At 65.0% G+C, this 20,615-nt stretch carries 18 protein-coding genes; 14 read left to right on the top strand and 4 right to left on the bottom strand.

Annotated features, from left to right (window positions below):
* The first annotated feature begins 319 nt into the window (after nt 1-319).
* From EJ074_RS05530 to EJ074_RS05505, 5 genes are all read left to right on the top strand, one after another.
* Nucleotides 320-1,228 carry a Ku protein gene (locus EJ074_RS05530; RefSeq protein ID WP_095807648.1) on the top strand — a complete coding sequence of 303 codons (909 nt, stop codon included), beginning with the start codon at nt 320-322 and terminating at the stop codon, nt 1,226-1,228.
* Nucleotides 1,225-2,364: a tetratricopeptide repeat protein gene (locus EJ074_RS05525; RefSeq protein ID WP_165349862.1), complete on the top strand. Its 1,140-nt coding sequence runs from the start codon at nt 1,225-1,227 to the stop codon at nt 2,362-2,364. Before EJ074_RS05530 ends, EJ074_RS05525 begins: the two co-directional genes overlap by 4 nt.
* Before the next feature lie 220 nt (nt 2,365-2,584).
* Nucleotides 2,585-3,238 carry an alpha/beta family hydrolase gene (locus tag EJ074_RS05515; RefSeq protein ID WP_095807647.1) on the top strand — a complete coding sequence of 218 codons (654 nt, stop codon included), beginning with the start codon at nt 2,585-2,587 and terminating at the stop codon, nt 3,236-3,238.
* Between the two features lie 155 nt (nt 3,239-3,393).
* Entirely contained in the window at nt 3,394-4,164 is a 771-nt protein-coding gene (gene xth, locus EJ074_RS05510; protein ID WP_095807646.1) for an exodeoxyribonuclease III, read from the top strand.
* Between the two features lie 223 nt (nt 4,165-4,387).
* Complete coding sequence (locus EJ074_RS05505; protein WP_095807645.1) at nt 4,388-5,566, top strand: hypothetical protein; 1,179 nt, start codon at nt 4,388-4,390, stop codon at nt 5,564-5,566.
* 161 nt (nt 5,567-5,727) lie between these two features.
* Here EJ074_RS05505 and EJ074_RS05500 read toward each other — a convergent pair whose 3' ends face one another.
* Nucleotides 5,728-5,838, bottom strand: a complete 111-nt coding sequence (locus tag EJ074_RS05500; protein ID WP_095807644.1) for a lasso RiPP family leader peptide-containing protein — start codon at nt 5,836-5,838, stop codon at nt 5,728-5,730.
* A gap of 517 nt (nt 5,839-6,355) precedes the next feature.
* Between EJ074_RS05500 and EJ074_RS05490 the strand changes: the two genes are divergently transcribed.
* The 5 genes from EJ074_RS05490 to EJ074_RS05470 all read left to right on the top strand — a co-directional run bounded on the left by EJ074_RS05490 (nt 6,356) and on the right by EJ074_RS05470 (nt 13,133).
* Nucleotides 6,356-7,957, top strand: a complete 1,602-nt coding sequence (locus tag EJ074_RS05490; protein WP_095807642.1) for a WD40 repeat domain-containing protein — start codon at nt 6,356-6,358, stop codon at nt 7,955-7,957.
* 83 nt (nt 7,958-8,040) lie between these two features.
* A complete protein-coding gene (locus EJ074_RS05485) occupies nt 8,041-9,531 on the top strand; it encodes a tetratricopeptide repeat protein (RefSeq protein ID WP_129552818.1) in 1,491 nt (496 codons plus the stop codon).
* A gap of 141 nt (nt 9,532-9,672) precedes the next feature.
* Nucleotides 9,673-11,718, top strand: a complete 2,046-nt coding sequence (locus EJ074_RS05480) for an amidase (RefSeq protein ID WP_095807640.1) — start codon at nt 9,673-9,675, stop codon at nt 11,716-11,718.
* Between the two features lie 286 nt (nt 11,719-12,004).
* Nucleotides 12,005-12,448 (top strand): hypothetical protein, encoded by a 444-nt coding sequence (locus tag EJ074_RS05475; protein WP_129552817.1) that lies wholly within the window; start codon nt 12,005-12,007, stop codon nt 12,446-12,448.
* Between the two features lie 133 nt (nt 12,449-12,581).
* Complete coding sequence (locus EJ074_RS05470) at nt 12,582-13,133, top strand: isochorismatase family protein (protein WP_095807638.1); 552 nt, start codon at nt 12,582-12,584, stop codon at nt 13,131-13,133.
* Nucleotides 13,134-13,346: 213 nt separating this feature from the next.
* On the opposite strand, the gene EJ074_RS05460 is transcribed toward EJ074_RS05470, so the two are convergent.
* A complete protein-coding gene (locus tag EJ074_RS05460; RefSeq protein WP_129552816.1) occupies nt 13,347-13,532 on the bottom strand; it encodes a hypothetical protein in 186 nt (61 codons plus the stop codon).
* A 218-nt stretch (nt 13,533-13,750) separates the two neighbouring features.
* Here EJ074_RS05460 and EJ074_RS05455 point away from each other — a divergent pair, with 218 nt between their 5' ends.
* Complete coding sequence (locus EJ074_RS05455) at nt 13,751-14,944, top strand: amidohydrolase family protein (RefSeq protein WP_095807636.1); 1,194 nt, start codon at nt 13,751-13,753, stop codon at nt 14,942-14,944.
* 402 nt (nt 14,945-15,346) lie between these two features.
* The gene (locus tag EJ074_RS30555; RefSeq protein WP_348627019.1) at nt 15,347-15,514 is read left to right on the top strand and encodes a DUF1127 domain-containing protein; all 168 of its coding nucleotides are present in this window, start codon (nt 15,347-15,349) and stop codon (nt 15,512-15,514) included.
* Between the two features lie 822 nt (nt 15,515-16,336).
* Here the strand turns inward: EJ074_RS30555 and EJ074_RS05440 are convergent.
* The gene (locus EJ074_RS05440; protein WP_095807635.1) at nt 16,337-16,651 is read right to left on the bottom strand and encodes a GYD domain-containing protein; all 315 of its coding nucleotides are present in this window, start codon (nt 16,649-16,651) and stop codon (nt 16,337-16,339) included.
* Between the two features lie 448 nt (nt 16,652-17,099).
* Between EJ074_RS05440 and EJ074_RS05435 the strand changes: the two genes are divergently transcribed.
* Together EJ074_RS05435 and EJ074_RS05425 are read left to right on the top strand one after the other, a co-directional pair.
* On the top strand, nt 17,100-18,266 hold the full coding sequence (locus tag EJ074_RS05435) for a PLP-dependent aminotransferase family protein (protein WP_176478405.1): 1,167 nt from the start codon (nt 17,100-17,102) through the stop codon (nt 18,264-18,266).
* A gap of 581 nt (nt 18,267-18,847) precedes the next feature.
* Complete coding sequence (locus EJ074_RS05425; RefSeq protein ID WP_165349861.1) at nt 18,848-19,393, top strand: YbhB/YbcL family Raf kinase inhibitor-like protein; 546 nt, start codon at nt 18,848-18,850, stop codon at nt 19,391-19,393.
* Between the two features lie 252 nt (nt 19,394-19,645).
* On the opposite strand, the gene yghU is transcribed toward EJ074_RS05425, so the two are convergent.
* Nucleotides 19,646-20,515: a glutathione-dependent disulfide-bond oxidoreductase gene (yghU, locus tag EJ074_RS05420; RefSeq protein WP_095807632.1), complete on the bottom strand. Its 870-nt coding sequence runs from the start codon at nt 20,513-20,515 to the stop codon at nt 19,646-19,648.
* Nucleotides 20,516-20,615: the final 100 nt, after the last annotated feature.

The raw sequence follows: 20,615 nt of genomic DNA, 5'->3' as shown, positions 1-20,615 counted from the left end.
CGCCAATCTCCAGGGTTGCAAGGCTGGCGCAGCCCGCAAAGCTGCCAATCTCCCCCCTTGCGGGGGAGATGTCCGGCAGGACAGAGGGGGGCGCTGTCCCGCCAGCGTCTCACCTCCATCTCCAATCGACGCTTCTTACAATTTGAACTATCCTCTCACCAAACCCGCCCCAGAAAACATTTCGTCAGCAATTTGCGCGTACCATCAAGGGTCGGTGTAGGATTTCCACGGCGCCAACCGTCCTTACGGACGAAGCGCTGCAGAGAGCATGAAAATGCTCCAACATGAATGTCAGTGCATGGCCGCGTAGGAGTTCATCATGGCGCCCAGGGCAAGTTGGAAAGGTTACCTCAAGCTCAGCCTCGTCAGCTGTCCGGTCCGGCTTTATCCGGCCACCAGCGCGAGCGAACGCATCGCGTTCAACCAGCTGCACAAGAAGACCCACAACCGCATCAATATGAAGCCGGTCGATCCCGAGCTCGGGCTGGTCGAGCGCTCGGACCTGGTCAAGGGTTACGAATACGAGGACAAGCAGTACATCATCATCGAGGACTCCGACCTCGAAGCGGTCAGGATCGAATCCAACCACACGATGAACATCGAGGCCTTCGTCGACGAGGGCGAGGTCGATGTCATCTATCAGGACTCGCCCTACTATCTGGCGCCCGACGGCGCCATGGCGGAGGAAACCTTCGCGGTGCTGCGCGAGGCGATGCGCCGGTCCGGCAAGCTGGCGATCGCGCGCCTGGTGCTGTCGAGCCGCGAGCGCGTGGTGACGATCGGCCCGCGCGAGAACGGCATGTTCGTCTGCACCTTGAGGAATCCCAACGAAGTGCGTGGCACGGCTGAATATTTCGGCAACATTCCTGCCGGCAAGCCGGATCCCGAAATGCTGCAGCTCGCCGAGGCTCTGATCAAGCAGAAGGAGACCACCTTCGATCCGAAGAATTATGAGGATCGCTACGAGGTGGCGCTGATGGCGATGATCCGCGAGAAGCTCAAGGGCCACAAGCCGATCATCGCGGCGGCACCGGAGCGCGGCAACGTCATCAACCTGATGGATGCGCTGAAGGCCAGCCTATCGCAGTCGGCCAAGCCGCCGGCCAAGTCGAAGAGCAAGGCCGAGGAAGCGCCGGCCAAACCCGCCAAGAAGGCGGCCGCTGGCGGCGCCGCTGAAAATCCGCTGAAGGCGAACCTCTTGAAGGCCGTCGGCAAGAGCAAGAAGTGACGGCAACCACGGGGCCAGTCATCGTTCCGGGCGCCGTCTTCGGCGTCGTCGGCGCTCTGGCCGCCTTTCCATTGCGGCTTGCCGCGCGCGAGGTCGAGCGCCGCCATGCCGAATTGAGGCGCGGCGTCACGCGGCGCACCACCCATGTCGTGTTCGGCCGAACCCTACTCGCCAAGGCCGCCATGACGAGAACCGGCGATGCCGCCATCGAGCGCCGGGCAAGAGCCGAGCGCGAGGCCGGGCGCGAACTGATCAGCGAGAACGGCTTCCTGCGCCTGCTTGGGCTTATCAAGGCGCCGGAGACGTCATCGCTGTCCCGGCAGTCGCTCATCGACCAGTCGCGGCTGGCCGGCGCGGATCTCGACTTGCTGTCGCTGTTCGACGCCTTCGAGCATGACGCCGAACCCTATTCCTTCCGCGATCTGATCCTGGCGCGCAAATATGCCGGGCTGATCGCCAGCGGCGCCGGCTGGGGCGCGATCGCGCGCTCGGTCCATCGCTCCGGCCCGGTCGCCTCGCTCACCGCCAAGTCGCTCAATCTCGGCTCGCAGCACGGCCGCCCCGACGCGATCTATCTCGACGACGGGACGAGCGAGCTCGACGGCCAGCTGCTGTTCGACCTCGGTTCCCCAAATTCGGGAGTGTCTGGAGACGACACGCTGGAGGAGCTGTTCGCCGAGGCCGAAGCGGCGGAAGAAGAGGGGCGCCACGACGATGCGGCCGCGCTCTACCAGCGCTGCCTGGCGATCGACCCGAAAGACGCCATCGCCGCCTTCAACCGCGCCAACTGCCTGCGCGGCGCCGGCCGCGCGGCGGAAGCCGCACACGATTACGCCCGCGCGATAAAGCTCGATCCCGGCTTCGTCGAAGCCTGGTTCAACCTCGCCGGACTAATGAGTGACGAGGGCAAGGTGGCGTCGGCGCGGCGGCATCTGCAGAAGGCGATCGCGCTCGACAAGGCTTATGCCGACCCGGTCTTCAATCTGGCCCGGCTGGAGTTCGACGCCGGCAACCTGGCAGAGGCGCGCCGGCTGTGGGTGCGGTATCTGGAGCTGGATGCGGTGTCCGAATGGGCAAGGCTGGCGCAAAAGGGGATCCAGTTCGTGGATTTGCATATGGCGCGCACGGCGGGGTGAGCGAGATGTTTGCGCTTGAACACCCCCCTCTGTCCTGCCGGACATCTCCCCCGCAAGGGGGGAGATTGAGCGCTCTGCCGCTTTCGCCAATCTCCAACGTTTGTGGAATGGGCAGGGCGCCCGAACTGCTGATCTCCCCCCTTGCGGGGGAGATGCCCGGCAGGGCAGAGGGGGGCGCGACGGAACTCGGCCTCTCTATAGAGGCTATAGAGGCCACCCCGTGACCCACTTCCTCTTCGATGGCCCCGACACCGCTCCCGTCACCATCCTGCTCGCTCACGGGGCCGGCGCGCCAATGGACTCCGCCTCGATGGCCGCCACCGCCAAGGCGCTCGCTGCCGCCGGTTTCCGCGTCGCGCGTTTCGAATTCCACTACATGGCGGCGCGCCGCTACGGGCACCGCAAGCCGCCGCCCAGAGCCGAGACGGTGAACCCGGAATACATCAAGGCGATCGCCGATCTGCGCGCCAAGGGCGTGAGCGGCAAGCTCATCATCGGCGGCAAGTCGATGGGCGGGCGCGTCGCCTCCATGGTCGCCGACGAGATGTTCGCCAAGGGCGAGATCGCCGGCCTGGTCTGCCTCGGCTATCCCTTCCATCCGCCGGGCAAGCCGGAGCAGTTGCGCACAAAGCATCTCGCCGACCTGAAAACGCCGACGCTGATTTTTCAAGGCACGCGCGACGAGTTCGGCACCAGGGACGAGGTGGCGACCTACGGCCTGTCGGCGGCAATAGAGGTGATCTGGTTGGAGGACGGCGACCACGATCTGAAGCCGCGCAAGGCGATCTCCGGTTTTTCGACGGCGGATCATCTGAAGACGGTGGCGGAGACAATCGGCGCTAAATTCGCGCAGCCCTCCGGCTCGTCATCCTAGGGCGAAGCGACGCGCGCAGACCCTAGGATCCATGCCGTGACGCCAAACCGCTGCAACAGTTCAGAATTCTGCCCCGCCGCGTTCCACGGCGAGCGTCACGGCATGGATCCTCGGGCCAAGCCCGAGGATGACGAAGCGAAAAGCGTCCCCGGCAAATGAAACTCGCCACCTTCAACATCAACAACATCAACAGCCGCCTCGAAAACCTGCTGGCCTGGCTTGCCAAGGCAAAACCCGATGTCGTCTGCCTGCAGGAACTCAAGGCGCGCGACACGCAGTTCCCGCTGAGCCGGCTCGCCAAGGCCGGCTATGGGGCGGTGTGGAAGGGCGAGCCGACCTGGAACGGCGTCGCCATCCTGGCGCGCGGCTCCGAACCGGTGCTGACGCGTGACGCGCTGCCCGGCGACGACGCCGACCGGCAGGCGCGCTACATCGAGGCGGCGGTCAATGGCATCGTCATCGGCTGCCTCTATGCGCCCAACGGCAACCCGCAGCCGGGGCCGAAATTTTCATACAAGCTCGCCTGGCACGAACGCTTCGCAGCGCATGCCGCCGAACTCCTCGACACCGGCCTGCCGGTGGTGCTCGCCGGCGATTTCAACATCGTGCCCGAGCCGCGCGACATCTACGCCACGCGCTCCTATGACGACAACGCGCTGGTGCAGCCTGAAAGCCGCGCCGCCTTTTCAGCGCTGCTCGAGCAGGGCTGGACCGACGCGCTGCGAAAAGTCTTCCCCAAGCAGACGCTCTACACCTTCTGGGATTATCGCCGGAACCGCTGGCCGCGCGACGCGGGGCTCAGGCTCGACCACATCCTGCTGTCGAAGAAGCTGGCGCGAAAGCTGAAGGGTGCGGGCATCGACCGCGAGGTGCGCGGCGAGGGCAACGCCAGCGATCATGCCCCGGTGTGGGTGGAGTTGGGGTGAGGCTATTTAAAGCGATCAAACGCCGGGTTCCCGCCCACCCCCCTCTGTCCGGCAGGACAGAGGGGGGCGCTGTCCCGCCGACATCTCGGCCTTACTGCCAACATCTCGCCAGTGTCCGTTGTGCGCCAACGATCTCTCACGTTAGTTTTGCCGGACTTAAAGGGGGGACTCCGATTTATGCCTGTCATTCTGGATATTCTTCTTTCGCCCTCGCGCTTCCGCCATGGCTGACGCCCTCGTCGTCCTCGTCTCTATCCTCGTCCTCATCGGCGCCGTCGCCCTCGTCTTGCTCACCTTTCATCTGCGCCGCAGGCGCCGCAAGGCGCGCGGCAGCGCCGACCCGGCTCGCGACTATGCGTCCCGCACCAACTGGCGCGGCAAAGGCGGCGGGCTCAATTTTTCGTCCTTCGTGTTCATGGATGTCGACGGCGACGGCAGGTTCGGCCTGGCCGACCGGCCGATGGGCGGCATCGTGGTGCGGGCGTTCGACGACAGCGGCGCCTTCCTCGCCGCGGTGCGCACCAACAATGGCGGCTTCGCCAATTTCGTCATGTCGGCGAGCAAGCGCCGCGCGATCCTGCGCAACGCCGGCGCCTATCGGTTCTCCGTCTCGGTGCCGAAAGGTTGGCGCGTCAGCACCGGCAACGAGACCCAGACGCTGCGCCTCGATGAACTGCCGGGCTCGCCCGCGGGTCTTGCCGGCGAGGACCTGCCGAAGGCGGTCGGCCTTGTCCCCGCACGCTTCGTGCGCGGCATGGCGGCGGCCGAGGCAACACTTGTGCTTCTGGGCGGCGGTGGGGTTTTGCAGACCAGGCAGCTCACGCCCGGCAACTTCCTCGTCGATCTTCCCGCGGGAGCCGACATGCTCAGGGTTTCGGGCTCCGGCCTCGACCGGCGCCTGGCGCTATCGGCTTACCCCATCGACCTCGGCCGGTTGCGGCCGGATGCGATCGCCGCCGACGCCGCGCTCGAGACGATCGGCTTCGACGATGTCACGCCGCTGGCGTTCCAGAAGATCCCGTCCGGCTATGGCGGGCTCGACTGGCGCAACCTCAACGCCATCGCCAGGAACTACGTCAAGGACAGCCACGGCTATCTGAACGGCAACAGTTCGGGCAATCACAGCGCCTATACCAGCAGCGGCCATGCCGCAGAGTTCGGCGCCGCCTCGCCCTTCGGCTTCCATTCGGTGATGCTCACCGCGGCATGGCTGGCCTCGGAAGGCGAGGTGGCGTTGATCGAAAGCTGGTTGGGCGATGAACTGGTCGGCAGCGACGAAATCGTGCTCTCGGCGCTGGCGCCGGTGCATTACGCGCCGATGCTGAAGGCTGTGACGCGCGTGCGCATCTCCACCAGGCATTGTTGGCAGCTTGTGCTGGACGACCTGGTGCTGGCGCGTTGAGCGCCTAATGCCCAGAGCAATTTCCCATCAAGACGAACGACTTAAGCGCGTCAGCTGGATCTGTTCTTCAGCACGACGCCTCAAGCGCCCGACATCAAAAACCCCGCCGCACCAAACGAAGCGCCGCGTGATGCCGGTCCTGATGATGCGAAACGGGTAGATCAGGCTGGAGGCGGAGGCGGAGGCGTTATGATCGAAGCGCCGTTGCCGGCGGTGATCGCGGACAGCTTGCCCTTGCGGACCAAGCTGGGCTTCTCGTAGCTCTTCTTCATGGTTCAATCCCCCTGCAGCGCCTTGGCGAAACGCTCAAGGCAAAGGTGTCACGTTCGAAACCTGCGCCGATCAATCCGCGCCCGATACCGGAGCGTTTGCCGTGATAGCCGAAAGCTTGCCTTTCCGGACGACAATGGGCTTCTCGTAGGTCCTCTTCATGCCGTGTCTCTCCTGAAAATCCCCGGCGGATAATGTCACATGCCGGTCTGCTGTCAACGAAGCGGGCGGATGTTCCTGTTTATTCTTGAGGAATTCGGACTTCTGTTGCACGCCGTCAACACTTGACCAGCAGCGCAGTCCACCTTTGCCCAGATATTGGCGTCGCGAGGCGAGAAAATCTGCAACCTAGCCGTGGTCACGAACGTGAAGGGCATCACCGACGGCGGCAGGCTTATGTGCTCTCCTGTCGATTCCGGCTCTTGCGGCGGTGCCGTTTCCCTGAAACGGTGAACCGCTCTAAGCTGGTGAAATCGCTTCTCCCAGCATGGAGATGCGCTCGGCCCGGGGGGAGAACCGATGCGAAGATCGACCGACAGGCTGCTGGCGCTGGTGATGTTGGCTGTCGGCGCCGCCTGCTTCGCCAAGCTCTATCTCGCGCTCGGGCCCGGCCTGGAAGGCTTCGCCTCGCTTCGTTCCGAGTTGTTCGGCGCGGCCGGCCTGCTCTCGGTCATGGCCGGGCTGCTGTTCATCGCCGGCCTGCTGCCGGCCGCCGCGAGGCATGACCCGTCGGCGCCGCTGTTCGGCCGCGATGCCGAGATCGCGCCGGCCGGGCGTCCTCGGCTGCGCGGCATCGTGCTTACCGTGCCGCTGCTTGCCGTGCTGGCGATCGTCGCCGACCAGACCGGTGCCTGGTTTGCGCCGAGCGGCGAACCGGCACAATCCAGGGAAGTCGCCGCCCCGGCAGCGCCCGCGACGCCGATAGAGCCTGCGCCAGCTCCGCAGCCGGCCAGCCCTGCTCAGGAAAAGGCAGCGACCCCGCCCGCCGAGCCCATCGCGACGCCTGCCCAGCCGACGCTTCCCCAGGTGCCCTTGGCCGAGGTGCCGCCCGACCTGGCGCATCCTCCGCGATCGCCGCCGTCGACGCCAGCCCAGCCGTCGACGCAAGAGACGGCCCCGGCACCCGCAGCTGCCACCCAGCAAATCGCGTTGCCGCCCGCCACGCCGCCGGTGACGGTGGCGCCGCCGCCTTCGCCGCCCACCCAGCCGACCGCGCCGGACGGCCATCGCGATGCCGTCGTCTGGCTGGCGGTCTCGCCCGATGGCCACGAGATCCTGAGCGCCAGCACCGACCGCATGATCAAGCTCTGGGACATCGACGGCAAGCGGCTGATCCGCAATCTCGGCGAGCACAAGGACATGGCGCGCGCAGCACTCTTCATGCCCGACGGGAAAAGCGCGCTCACCGGCGGCGACGACGGCGAGATCGTGCTGCGCCGGCTATCGGATGGCACCGTGCTGCGTGTCTTCTCGTCAGGCCTGAACGGCGGTGTCAACAAGCTGGCGATCACCCCGGACGGCAAGCGCGCCGTCAGCGGCCACGACAGCACCGGCAAGGTCATTGTCTGGGACATCGAGAAGGGCTTGGCCTTGCATGTGATGCCCGGACACCAGTGGCCGGTCAGTTCCGTCGCCGTCTCGCCTGACGGCACCAGGGCGCTCACCGGCAGCATCGACGGCGAGCTGAAGCTCTGGGACATTGTCGCCGGCAAGCAACTGCGCAGCTGGCACGGCCATGAGCGCGGCACCTATGGCGCCGTCTTCACCGCCGACGGCCATCATGTGGTGACCGGCAGCGGCGACTACACGATCAAGCTCTGGGACCTCGACAGCTTCAAGGAGGTCGGCCGCTTGGACGGTCATTCCGGCACCGTCTACTCGCTAGCGCTGTCCGCCGACGGCAAGCGGCTGGCATCGGGCTCGCTCGACGGCACGGCAAGGATCTGGAATATGGAGACCGGCGCCGAGATCGCCGAATTCGACCCCGGCACCGGCCCGATCTATTCGGTCGCCTTCGCCGCCGACGGCACGCTGCTCACCGGCGGCATCGACCGCACCATCCGCGGCTGGCCGGCAACGGGAGGGGATGGCGTGGTGCTGTTCGCGGGCGCGCCGGAGTAACGGAAGCATACATCAGCGCCCATATTCCAGAACAGCGCGACTTGCGCTAATGATTACTGGTGGCTGCAAGTGGGTGGGGGACGGTGAGCAAGAACGACTGGCCGCTTGAAGCGGACACGACTGCCATCAGTCCGCCTGTGCGGCGTCGCAGAAAAATTCTACCGATAATCCTGCTATTGCTGGCCACCTTTGCGCTGCTCGGGCCTGTGCGAAATTATTATGTGCAATGGTCTGCCATAAGGAAGATGCAAGCTGCCGCCCTAGCCAAGGACTACAGCGAAGAATTTCGTCAGCTGTCGTTGTTGGCGAAAATGGGCAACCGGGATTCGCAGGGCTACCTTGGCGCGATGCACTGGCGCGGCGAGGGAACCGAACAGAACGACGAGCAGGCGGTCTTCTGGTGGCGCAAGTCTGCCGACCAAGGAAATGCGGAGGCTGCGGCTGCGCTTAGTCAGGCGTATTCTCTCGGGCGCGGTGTCGCCAAGGACGATCGGCTTGCTGCCAGTTTGGCGAGAGAAGCGGCGGACAAGGGCAATGCAAATGGTGAGTACCAGCTCGGCGTTCTCTATTCTCGAGGCCAGGGGCTAACCAAAAGCGATGAGCAAGCGCTCTATTGGTGGCGCAAGGCGATCGATGCGGGAAGTGTCGAGGCCGCGTACAGTCTCGGTCAAGCCTACTTTAAGGGTCTGGGCATCAAGAAAGATGACAAAATCGGAGCGATGTGGATTCGCAGGGCGGCCGACAAGGGATATGCCGAAGCCGCCTATGTTCTCAGCACGGCCTACAAGTTCGGTCTGGGTGTCGACAAGAACAGCCAGCTTGCCGCCACCTGGGCTCGCAAGGCTGCGGATCAGGGAAACGCAGACGGCCAATACATGCTCGGCGTTCTCTACCACCTCGGTGAGGGGATGGTGCAGGACGATAGCCTGGCATTTCAATGGTGGATGAAGGCCGCGACCAGCGGCGTTCATCAGGCGCAGTCCAGCGTTGCAGGCGCCTACGCCGCGGGCCAAGGCGTGGCCAGGGATGACATTCAGGCATTTGCGTGGATGAGCAAGGCGGCCAATCAAGGCGACGCTTTTGCGCAATCCAGTCTGGGCGGCATGTATGCGCAAGGCAAAGGTGTGGCCCGGAGCGACGCGGAAGCGGCGTCTTGGTGGTTGAAGGCGGCCAATCAGGGCGATGCCAGCGCGCAGCTCAATCTGGGTGCCGCCTATGCAAAAGGCGCTGGCCTGACCCAGAGTGATGCGAATGCGGTGCAATGGTGGTTGAAGGCGGCCAAGCAGGGGGATGTTACGGCCCAATTGTGGGTGGCGTACTCCTATGCCAATGGCAAGGGCATCGCCAGGGACGACAAAGCCGCCGAGACGTGGTGGCTGGAAGCGGCCAAGGCGGGAAATGTCGATGCCGAGTTCAGCCTTGGCACGCTCTATTACCGCGGGATTGGCGGCAAGCCGGATTACCCGCAAGCAGCCAAGTGGTTCCTGAAGGCGGCCGAACACGGCAACGCCCAGGCCAAGACCTATATCGAACTCATGAAGCAAAACGGGCAGCTCGACAGCAAGACCTTGTGAGGCAAGTGCCTTCAAGGCTGGCAATTTGGCGAACGCCTGCGCGACATCGACCTCCCCCCTTGCGGGGGAGGTGCCCAACAAGGCAAAGGGGGGTGTGACGGAACGCGGCCTTTGGCGTGCGGCCATCGCAGAGGATGAGCCATGCCCGACCTCCACATCGTCGAAGCCTCGATCGCCGACCTGCGCCGCGCGCTGGACCAGGGCACCGTCACCAGCGTCGAGCTGGTCGGCGCCTATCTCAGGCGCATTGCCCATTACGACCGCCACGGCATCGCGCTCAACGCCGTGCCCATCCTCAATCCAAAAATGTTCGAGCAGGCCGAAGCCTCCGATCGCCGTCGCCGCCAGGGCAAGACGCTCGGGCCTCTCGACGGCATCCCCTACACCGCCAAGGACAGCTACAAGGCGAAGGGCCTGAGCGTCGCGGCCGGCTCGCCGGCTTTCGGCCATCTCACGGCAAACGAGGACGCCTACACCATCGCCCGGCTGCGCGCGGCGGGCGCCGTGCTGCTCGGCCTCACCAACATGCCGCCCATGGCCAATGGCGGCATGCAGCGCGGTCTTTATGGCCGCGCCGAGAGCCCCTACAACAAGGACTTTCTCACTGCCGCCTTCGCCTCCGGTTCGTCCAACGGCTCGGGCACGGCGACGGCCGCGAGCTTCGCCGCCTTTGGGTTGGGCGAGGAGACCTGGTCGTCGGGCCGCGCGCCGGCCTCCAACAACGCGCTCACCGCCTACACGCCCTCGCGCGGCGTGATCTCGGTGCGCGGCAACTGGCCGCTGGTGCCGACCATGGATGTGGTGGTGCCGCACGCGCGCAGTGTTCCCGACATGCTGGAACTGCTCGACGTGATCGTTGCCGACGATGAACAGAAGCGCGGCGATTTCTGGCGCGTGCAGCCATGGCTGCCGATCCCGAAGGCCTCGGCGCTGAGGCCGGCCTCCTACACCGGATTGTTGCTGCAGGGCGCGCTCGAGGGCAAGCGGCTCGGCGTGCCGAGAATGTATATCGGCAAGGACAGCGGCGCGCCGCGGCCGATCGAGACGCGCGCCTCGGTGCTGGAGCTCTGGCGCCAGGCCGCGCGCGACCTGGAAGCGCTCGGCGCCGAGGTGGTCGAGGTCGATTTGCCCGTCGTCTCCAATTACGAGCGCGATCGGCCCGGCGCGCGCTCCATAGTCGATCGCGGTCTAATGCCGGAAGATTTCGCCGCGCGCGAGATCTGGGATCTTTGCATCTGGTCGTGGGACGATTTCCTGCGCGCCAATGCCGATCCGGCGCTGCCCGATCTCGCCTCCGTCGACGGGCCCAGGATTTTCCCGCAGCCGCCGGGCACGCTGCCCGACCGCTACGGCGAGGACGCTTTCGACCTCGCCGACTATGTCGAGCGGGCGAAGCAAGGTGTGACGCCGCTCGAGGATATCCCGACCATCGGGGAGGGGCTGAAGGGCCTCGAGGCAGCCCGCCGCGTCGATTTCGAGGACTGGCTCGACAGCAACCGCCTCGATGCCGTTGTGCTGCCGGCCGTCGCCGATGTCGGTCCGGCCGATGCCGACGTCAACGAGGCGTCCGCCGACCTTGCCTGGCGCAACGGCACCTGGGTCGCCAACGGCAACCTGGTCTGGCGGCATCTCGGCATCCCGACGGTGACCGTGCCGATGGGCACCATGGCCGACATCGGCATGCCGGTGGGTCTCACCTTTGCCGGCAAGGCCTATGACGACGAGGCGCTGATTTGCCTCGCCGGCGACTACGAGCGCGCCACAAAGCGCCGCACCGCCCCGCCGCGCACCCCGGCATTGGCGGATGATGTGTTTGCGGGCAAGGGCAGGGTCGCGCCCGGCGGTCCTGGCGAAGCGCCGCTCGGGCTTTCGCTGACCGCGGAGACGACCCGCGCCGGCGAGACCGACGAGATCGCGATTGCGCTGCAGATCGAGGCGGGCGGTACGCTTGGCTCGATCTCAGCCGAAACGAAGGCCGCGATTGTGAACGTCCACGTCAACGGCGAACCTGTTCTCATGCAGGCTCGCGGCAACCGCTACACCGGACGGGTGGTTGTTCCCGCCTCGACGCATCAGGGTTTTCACAGCGTCTGGCGCGGCTCCTACGGCTCCATCGTCACGGCGATCGTACGGTTGCCGGACGGACGTACGGCGGGGGCGTATGTGGTGACGGGTGGGATTGAGTGAGGAGCTGAAGCTGCCGATCTCCCCCCTCGTGGGGGAGATGGCCGGCAGGCCAGAGGGGGGCGCTGTCCCTCCGGCATCTCGGTCGACATCGCCACCTCGTTCGACATCGCCAGAGTGCAAAATAAGGACCAAGCCGCGTTCCTTCGCTCCCCTCTCTGCCCTGCCGGGCATCTCCCCCACAACAAGATTGAGCGCCCCGCCACCAGCGTCCTTTCCTCTCAGAGAGGCCGGGCGCAGATCTGAGGGCTTAATCTCAGGCTAACCGCTGACGCGATAGAACGCATGAATGAATTGGTGGATCGGATCCTGCTGGGTATTTGGCACGCTGTGTTTTGCGGCGCTCGACTATCGAGTCCGAAGACTGGCAAGTGAACGACGGCCTTCTGACTGGCCTTGGCGCCTGGCGATGTACTTTGCGGTGGGTGGCGGCCTTTTCGCGTCGATAGGATACGCACCGATCTTCCTTTACCAGTTCGGCAAGGCAACCATTGGTCTATACAGTCATCCACCTGCACCGAAGAAGCTTCTGGCTTTCATGACTACGGCGGTTTGCGTTGTTCTCGCCCTGGAAATTCTCAAGGTGGCCGGCAGAACAATGCGCGAAGCCGGCGGTTCGCCGCTGGGTCACCGCTCAGTGGGTACTGCCTGGCGGATCGCTATTGCCCTCGTGTTGTTCGCCATGGCGGTGGGCCTCCTTGTTGGCAGTGTCTATGTTCTGAGTAACCGCTAGCAGACGCTCATAGCCCGTACCGCCTGAACCAAAACTGTGGCTAGCGCTCCGAAACCGTCGATCTGTCCACGAGGGGGAGATCACGGTCCTCTCCATTCTTGACCTACCAACGACACCCGCTATCTTCGCCGCCATGCCAGACACCATCCCCTCCGCCGTCGCGCCGCTCATCGTCATCGACCTGCAGACCGGCATGTTCGACGGCCGCTTCGATCCGCCGATCCATGATGCGGACACCATCGCCGAGCGCGCCCGCGCGCTGATCGACTGGGCGCGTCGAACCGGCCGCAAGGTGGCGTTCGTGCGTCACGACGGGCCGGCGGGCGATCCGCTGGCGCCGGGCGCTTCCGGCTGGCCGGTATGGCCACAGCTCGGCCAGGCCGCCGACGAGCCGACCTTCGGCAAGACGGTACGCAATGCCTTTTCCAATGCCGAGCTCGGCCAGTGGGTGGCGGGGCAGGGCGCACGCGATGTGGTGCTCATCGGCGCCCAGACCGATTTCTGCGTCGCCGCCACCGTCCAGGGCGCCTTTGCCGAGGGGCTTGCCGTCACCGTGGTCTCCGACGCGCATTCGACGCTGGATACGCAGCAAGAGAAGGCGCCCGACATCATCGCCCGCCACAATGATGCCTTTGCCACGCAGGGCGCGCGGATGACGACGACCGCGGCGCTGGTCGGCGGCTGAGTAGAGAAAGGCCGCGATCCGTCGCGCCCCCCTCTGTCCTGCCGGACATCTCCCCCACGGGTGGGGAGATTGGCAGTTTCTGCGCCTCGCTCCTCTTGCCACGCCGGTAATTTGCGAAAGCCGGCGCGACGTCTAATCTCCCCCCAAGTGGGGGAGATGTCCGGCAGGACAGAGGGGGGCGCTGTCCCGCCGACATTTGTTGTTGAAGTCCCGTCAAAACAAAACGGCGACCGCTGGGGTCGCCGCAACACGATATACATGGTCGACGCGGCCGTTGGGGGCGCATTGTTGGGGATGTGCTTGGGCGTCCGCGTCGACCACGGCGGCCTCGTACCGCGATCGAACCATCGCATATTTTTTGCGCGCGGAAACTTCCGTGAACGCGGAATAGGCCGCCAACGGCGACTCCCCCACTGCCGCGTGGGATTATGGTAAACGAATGCTTACGAAATCGCGGGGCGCGGAAGGCGTTGGCGCTGCGTGCGGGAGCACCCGCTTCGCCGGCATCTCGCCCTCAAGGAGGGGAGATCAGGCGCCGCGAATCGCATTCTGTCGGCCACCGCATTGACCAGGCCTTCCTGAGCGACAAGTAATGCTTTCATTCAACGGATTGCATCTTGCACCAGACCCATTTTCTCAACGCCAGGCTCACCGACGGTTCGCTCGCCGATCTCACCGTCGCCGGCGGCCGCTTCAGCGCCATCGTCCCCGCGGCGCATGCAGCCGCCCCGCCGGCAGGCGCCGTCGATCTCGGCGGCCTGCTGGTGCTGCCGGGCTTCGTCGAGGGCCATGTTCACCTCGACACCTCCTTTTATGGCGACGCCTGGCGTCCGCACATTCCCTGCACGGACGGCTTCGACGTGCGCGAGCGCGTCGCCGTCCAGATGCGCAACCTCAGCCTGGCGGCGCCGATGGAAGAGCGGGCGAAGAACCAGCTCGAGCTCTGCGTCGGCAATGGCAGCCTGGCGATGCGCAGCCATGTCATGGTCGACGCCACGGTCGGGCTGAAGCATGTCGAGACCATTCTTGCCGTGCGCGAAAATTGTCGCGAGCTGATCGACATCCAGCTCGTCGCCTTCCCGCAGAGCGGCATCCTCTCCTCGCCCGGCACGGCCGAGCTTTTGGAGGAGGCGCTGAAACTCGGCTGCGACCTGGTCGGCGGGCTCGACCCGGCGAGTTTCGACCGTGACGTGAAGGGCCATCTCGACGTCGTCTTCGGCCTCGCCGAAAAGCGCGGCGCCGGCGTCGACATCCATCTGCATGACGCCGGCACGCTTGGCCTGTATGAGATCGAGGAAATATGCGCCCGGACCAATGCGCTCGGCATGGCAGGACAAGTCGCCGTCAGCCACGCCTATGCGCTCGGCGACATTTCCGCCGACGCGCTGGCCAAGGCCGGCGAAAGGCTCGCCGCCGCGGGCGTCGCCATCATGACCAACGCGCCGGGCAGTCATTCTTTTCCGCCGGTGGCCGCGTTGCGCAAGGCCGGCGTCACCGTCTTTGCAGGCTCCGACAACATTCGCGATTCGTGGTGGCCCTATGGCGATGGCGACATGCTGAACCGCGCCAACATGATCGGCTACCGCTCCGGCTTCTATGAGGACTGGGAGCTGGAGGCGGCTTACGACGTGGTGAGCCATGCCGGGGCCAAGGCGCTTGGCCTCGAGGCCTATGGCATCGAGGTCGGCACCAAGGCCGACTTCGTTGCGCTGAAGGCGGAGCACATACCGGAAGCCGTCGTGGCGGTGCCGAAACCGCGCACCGTCTACCGCGCCGGCAGGGTAGTGGCGCGGGACGGGACGGTGGCGTGAGATCGGCCGGGAGGCTCCTCCGCTCGGCTTGACAGTGCGGCGGGACCTGCCGCGGGCGGGAGACTTCGTCAATATTCGAAGCCGACGCTCGCTCGCAAAGGCCGGTTCCCGGCGCAGGCCGCGCAGCAGGCTCCTTCGGGTCCGCAAACGGCTTGACCGCTCGCCCCCAGCCCGTGGGTGCATCGACGCTTCAAGGTTCGCGGCTAAACGCCTGATATCGCACGGCCCAGCTTTGTGGGATCGCGCCGCGCCTGTGCTTGCGCCTTTTCCAAACTGGTTTGTGTGCATATGTTTCAGGCTGGCGCGGTTTCGTGAAGCTCTTCACCGTTCGCGCGCAATCGATCGGATACAGACGCACCTCAAAAGCGGCACCCGGTGAACCATCGTTCTGCCGCTTACGATATGGAGGTGTCGATGTTTGAGAGACTTGGCCGAATTCGAGCCGCCTTTGCACGGGCCAGCGAGCGCCGGAGGACAATGCGCTCGCTGAACGATTTGCCGCCGGAGATCCGCAAGGACATCGGCTGGCCGGAATTGCCCCAGGACAACGAGATCCGCTTGCCGTTCTGACGGGTGTGGCCGTGCCGTCTCCTTAATGGCGGCGGGCGAGGGCTGCGCCTCACCGGCCTGCCGGTGTCCTCTGCCCGTATAGTGACGCGGAGAGGGGTGCCCTCATCGGCGGTTTCGCCAACGGTCAGCGTTGCAACAACGGCGCCGGCATTGCGGTCGGCCCCTTCTTCGCGTCACTATACGGGGAGAAGTGCCCGGCATGGCGATGAGGGGCAGCGCCGGCCCTGGCAATCGATCATCTCGAACAATGGTTGGAAGCTGAAGCACCCATAGGCTGGGGCAATGCGCCAGCCTGGCAATATCCGCTCGGTGGAGAAGCCGCGCACGTGTCAGCGGCCCGACAGCCTGTTGGGGTGGGATCAGGGGGGCCGCCGGGCCTAACCGGCAAGGTGGGTAGCCGGCTATGTCGAACTAATATTAGCGAATCTTTATTTAAAAGCCCGCTTTTCCGCTTTTCCCCCGCTAATGTCTGTCCGTCGGCGCGCTTTGCCGGCCGGCGTGTCGGCTCGGTCACACGAGGCAGGATTCCATGATTCGCCGCCGGGTCCGTGCGCGGCCGTCAAGCTGCGCGGAGCATGCGCCCCTATTGGCCGCAGCGTCGCCGCCGTCCAGCCTCGAGCGGCGAGCCCGCCGCCCAACAGCGAATTGCCGAAAGTCGATCGCACGCCGGCCGCCGCAAACCATCAGCTTTTCGCCGATCTTGGCATGGCCGGCCGGGTTTCATCAGCGGTAAGTGCGACCGGTGAAGACTCCTCCGTCTCTTGTTTAAGGGGCTGGCAGGCGGCACCGGCAATCGCCGTGCCGCCTGGCCGGCAAGGCTGATCAGCCGGCGGGCTTGTAAGCGCCGGCAGCCTTGTTGGCGACCGCCAGCACTGCCTTCATGTCTAGCTCTTCGAGGACGACGAGGTCCCTGATCGAACCGCTAGCCCGCACTGCAAGCGCCATGCCCATCCCTGCAACCTGATTCGGCACTTCGCCATTGACGACCACGTCATAGAGGCCGCGTGTAAATGTCACGCTGGTCAACCTGCCGCCGACGCTCTCAAAAAGCGCCTGGATTGCAACCTCGCGGTTCGATCCCTGCATCAGCCCTTTGGCGGCGTGGGGTTCATAGTTTGCCAATATGGTAACCTTCATGGCTTCTCCTCCAAATACCCATGTCTCGCGCTGCCCGATCTGTGGGGCAGCACGGACTTTCCTGTCTCTGACATTTGACCTGGTCTGTGGACCGCCTGGGCAATCATGGCCAACGGGCGGTTCGGCCGCAGCAATGCTTCGGCTGGCGACAATATGCGCCTATTCTAATATGACGACAATCCCGCCATGGCCCTGAAGGCGGTTCAACGCTGCCGGCCTTGATGACTGTGTTGCGCGTTCGAGTGACAGGATTCATGAGCATTCGCGAAATCCGTGCGCCAATGTCGCTGAATGGTTCGCCATGCCGCTTTTGTGCATTCACGGGAGAGACATGGTCTGATAATAGGTCAACCAAGCTGACCTAAATGCGAAGCAAAAATACCAAACGAAGCACTGCGGGAGGTGCGCCTTGACCCTGTTGAACCTTCTGGCTTCGCGCGCCTCGCGCATGAAAGCCTCGGAAATCCGCGAGTTGTTGAAGCTGCTCGACCAGCCCGACATCATCTCCTTTGCCGGCGGCATCCCGGATCCGTCGCTGTTCCCGGCGCAGGCCATCGGCGATGCCTATCAGGCGGTGCTCGGCGGCGCCGAGGCGGCCACGGCCTTGCAGTACCAGGTCAGCGAGGGTTTCCTGCCGCTGCGCAAATGGCTGGCGGGCCAGATGGGCAAGCTCGGCGTTCCGTGCGACGAGAGCAACATCTTCATCACCTCCGGTTCGCAGCAGGCGCTCGACTATCTCGGCAAGCTGTTCCTGTCGCCCGGCGACACGGCTTTGGTCACCTGGCCGACCTATCTCGGCGCGCTGCAGGCCTTCAACGCCTATGAGCCGCGCTACGACCGGCTGAACGCCGCTGGCGGCAACATGACGCCGGAAGCCTATCGCGCCGCCGCGGCCTCCAATGGCGGGCGGGTCAAGTTCGCCTATCTGGTGCCGGACTTCGCCAACCCGACCGGCGAGACGCTTGATCGGGCGCAGCGCGAGGCGGTGCTCGATCTCGCCGACGAGCTCGATACCGCCGTCATCGAGGACGCTCCGTACCGGGCGCTGCGTTATGACGGCGAGGGCGAGCAGCCGATCCTGGCGCTCGACTGCGCGCGCTCCGGCGGCATCGAGAAAGCGCGCACGCTCTTTTGCGGCTCCTTTTCGAAAGTCCTGTCGCCCGGCATGCGCGTCGGCTGGGTCTGCGCGCCGCGCCATGTCGTGGAAAAGCTGGTGCTGATGAAGCAGGCGTCCGACCTGCACAGCCCGTCGATCAACCAGATCGTCATGCACCGTGTCGCCGAGACCATCTTCGACGATCAGGTCGAAAAACTGATCGATGCCTACCGCCGGCGCCGCGACGCGCTGCTTGGCGCGCTCGAAGCCGAGATGCCGCAAGGCATTTCCTGGAGCCGGCCGGACGGCGGCATGTTCGTCTGGCTGACGTTGCCCGAAGGCGCCGACGCCACCGAATTGCTGGCGCGTTCGGTCAAGGAGGCGCGCGTCGCCTTCGTGCCGGGCAACGCTTTCTTCGCCGACGGCACCGGCCGCAACACGCTGCGCATGTCGTTCACCCTGGCCGACGACCGCGCCGTGAGCGAGGGCGTGCCGAGGCTGGCGAGGGTGTTGAAGTAAGGGACGGCAGGTGTCGCGGGGCGCACCCCCCCTCTGCCCTGCCGGGCATCTCCCCCTCAAGGGGAGAGATTGGCAGTTTGGCCTGCGGCACATCTTTGCGACGCTGGTGATTGGCGAAAGCCGGTGCGACGTCTGATCTCCCCCCTTGAGGGGGAGATGGCCGGCAGGCCAGAGGGAGGTGCCTCGCGCCGCCCCATCACCTCATTCTCGCACAAGCGTGATTGGTAGTGCGCAGGCGTGATTTTCGCCTGATCCGGTCTTCGGCTAGTTTCACCCTCGATCCAACACCCCCTGGATCACTGGCTGTGGGGTCCCACCTCAACGGCCTCAACGAAAGAGCCCCGACGGCCTCCACCGGCGGGGCTTTTTTGTTTCCGACGGGCCGGCGACCCGTCACGCAAAGTTGCTCGGCGCGGCGCCGGCTTTCAGCTAAACTCGGCAGTTCAGCCGATGCTTGTCGCTCGGAAATGTGCAGCGGTTCCGAGACAACGACATGCATCAGAACCAGGATCTGAAGCGCGGCACTGAATCGGTTTTAGCGCGACGCGCTTCAGGGAGCAGCTCAGCCAGGGAGGATGGCCATGATCCCGCGCCTCAGCCTCATCGCGCTTGCCGCTATTGCTTTCGCCGGCCAGGCATCCGCTTTCGAAATCTCGAGCCCGTCGGTCTCCGACGGCAAGTGGGATGCGAAATATCTCGGCGACAAGCCTGGATGCGGCGGCAACAGCGTCTCGATCGCGCTCGCCTGGAAGCGTCCGCCGGCCGGCACCAAAAGCTACGTGCTCACCATGTTCGATCGCGATGCCAATGGCGGCAAGGGCTTCTGGCACTGGCTGGCATGGAACATTCCGGCAAGCGCCAAGGGCCTGGCCGAGGGCGCCGGCTCGAAACGCGGCAAGGGCTTGCCCAAGGGCACGGTGCTCGGCAAGGGCGACATCGGCCGCGCCAGCTATTTCGGCCCATGCCCGCCGCCCGGCAGCGGCGCGCACCATTATGTCTTCACCCTTTATGCGCTGGGCGAAGCGAAGCTGCGCACGCCGGACAATCCCTCGCCGGAGATGGTATCGGTGGCAGCCAAAAGCCAGGCGCTGGGAGAGGCGAGTGTGACGTATACGTTTGGGAGATAGCGCGGCGCTGGTGACGTCCGATCTCCCCCCTTGCGGGGGAGATGCCCGGCAGGGCAGAGGGGGGTTGTGAAGGAACGCGGCGTTGACCTGATCGCGATTTCGAGCGCTCGCGTTGAGGTGCGGCCGGAATTGGCTGAGAGGCTGGCGGGACAGCACCCCCCTCTATCCTGCCGGACATCTCCCCCGCAAGGGGGGAGATTGCCCCGTCATCCCCGCCTTCGCCAACTACACGGGAAGGCGAAGCAGCCCCTTTCACTCCGCCGCCTGCAGTTTGTCCTGCGTGTTCGTCTCGAAGTCGCTGGCGTCGTGGCGCTCGTGCAGCTGGTAGGCCGGGTCGCCGGAAATACGGTTGACCATGCGGCCGCGCTTCACCGCCGGCCTGGCGTCGATCGCGTCGGCCCAGCGCTGCACGTGGCTGTACTCATGCACCGACAGGAACTGGTGGGCGTCGTTGTAGCTGCGGCCCTTGGCGAGCCCGCCATACCAGGGCCAGACCGCCATGTCGGCGATCGTGTAGTCGGGCCCGGCCAGATATTCGCTTTCCGCGAGCCGCCGGTCGAGCACGTCCATCTGCCGCTTGGTCTCCATGGCGAAGCGGTCGATGGCATATTCGATCTTTTCCGGCGCATAAGCATAGAAATGCCCGAAGCCGCCGCCCAGATAGGGGGCCGAGCCCATCTGCCAGAACAGCCAGGAGAAAGTTTCGGCGCGGGCGGCTGGATCCGTCGGCAGGAACTCGCCGAACTTTTCCGCCAGATAGGTCAGGATCGAGCCGGATTCGAACACACGGATCGGCTTGTCGCCGCTGCGGTCCATCAGCGCCGGGATCTTGGAGTTGGGATTGACCTCGACGAAGCCTGAGCCGAACTGCTCGCCGTCGTTGATGCGGATCAGCCAGGCGTCATATTCGGCGCCCTTGTGGCCGCGCGCCAAAAGCTCCTCCAGCATGATCGTCACTTTCTGGCCGTTGGGCGTGGCCAGCGAATAAAGCTGCAGCGGATGCTTGCCGACCGGCAGCTCCTTCACATGCGTCGGCCCGGCGACCGGCCGATTGATCGCGGCGAATGTGCCGCCACTCGGCTTGTTCCAGGTCCAGACTTTCGGCGGGGTGTACTGATTCATCGTGGGAGGCCTTTGTCTCTTGCGGGGTCGGATTGATCGGACGAGGCGCGCATGCCCTCTACTTAGGAGCGGCGGCGCACGCTTCAAATAGAAAAGTTCA

This window comes from Mesorhizobium sp. M3A.F.Ca.ET.080.04.2.1 (assembly GCF_003952525.1).
GTDB lineage: Bacteria > Pseudomonadota > Alphaproteobacteria > Rhizobiales > Rhizobiaceae > Mesorhizobium.
Note: the sequence above shows the minus strand (reverse complement) of the source record. Positions and strands in the feature narration are given on the sequence as shown.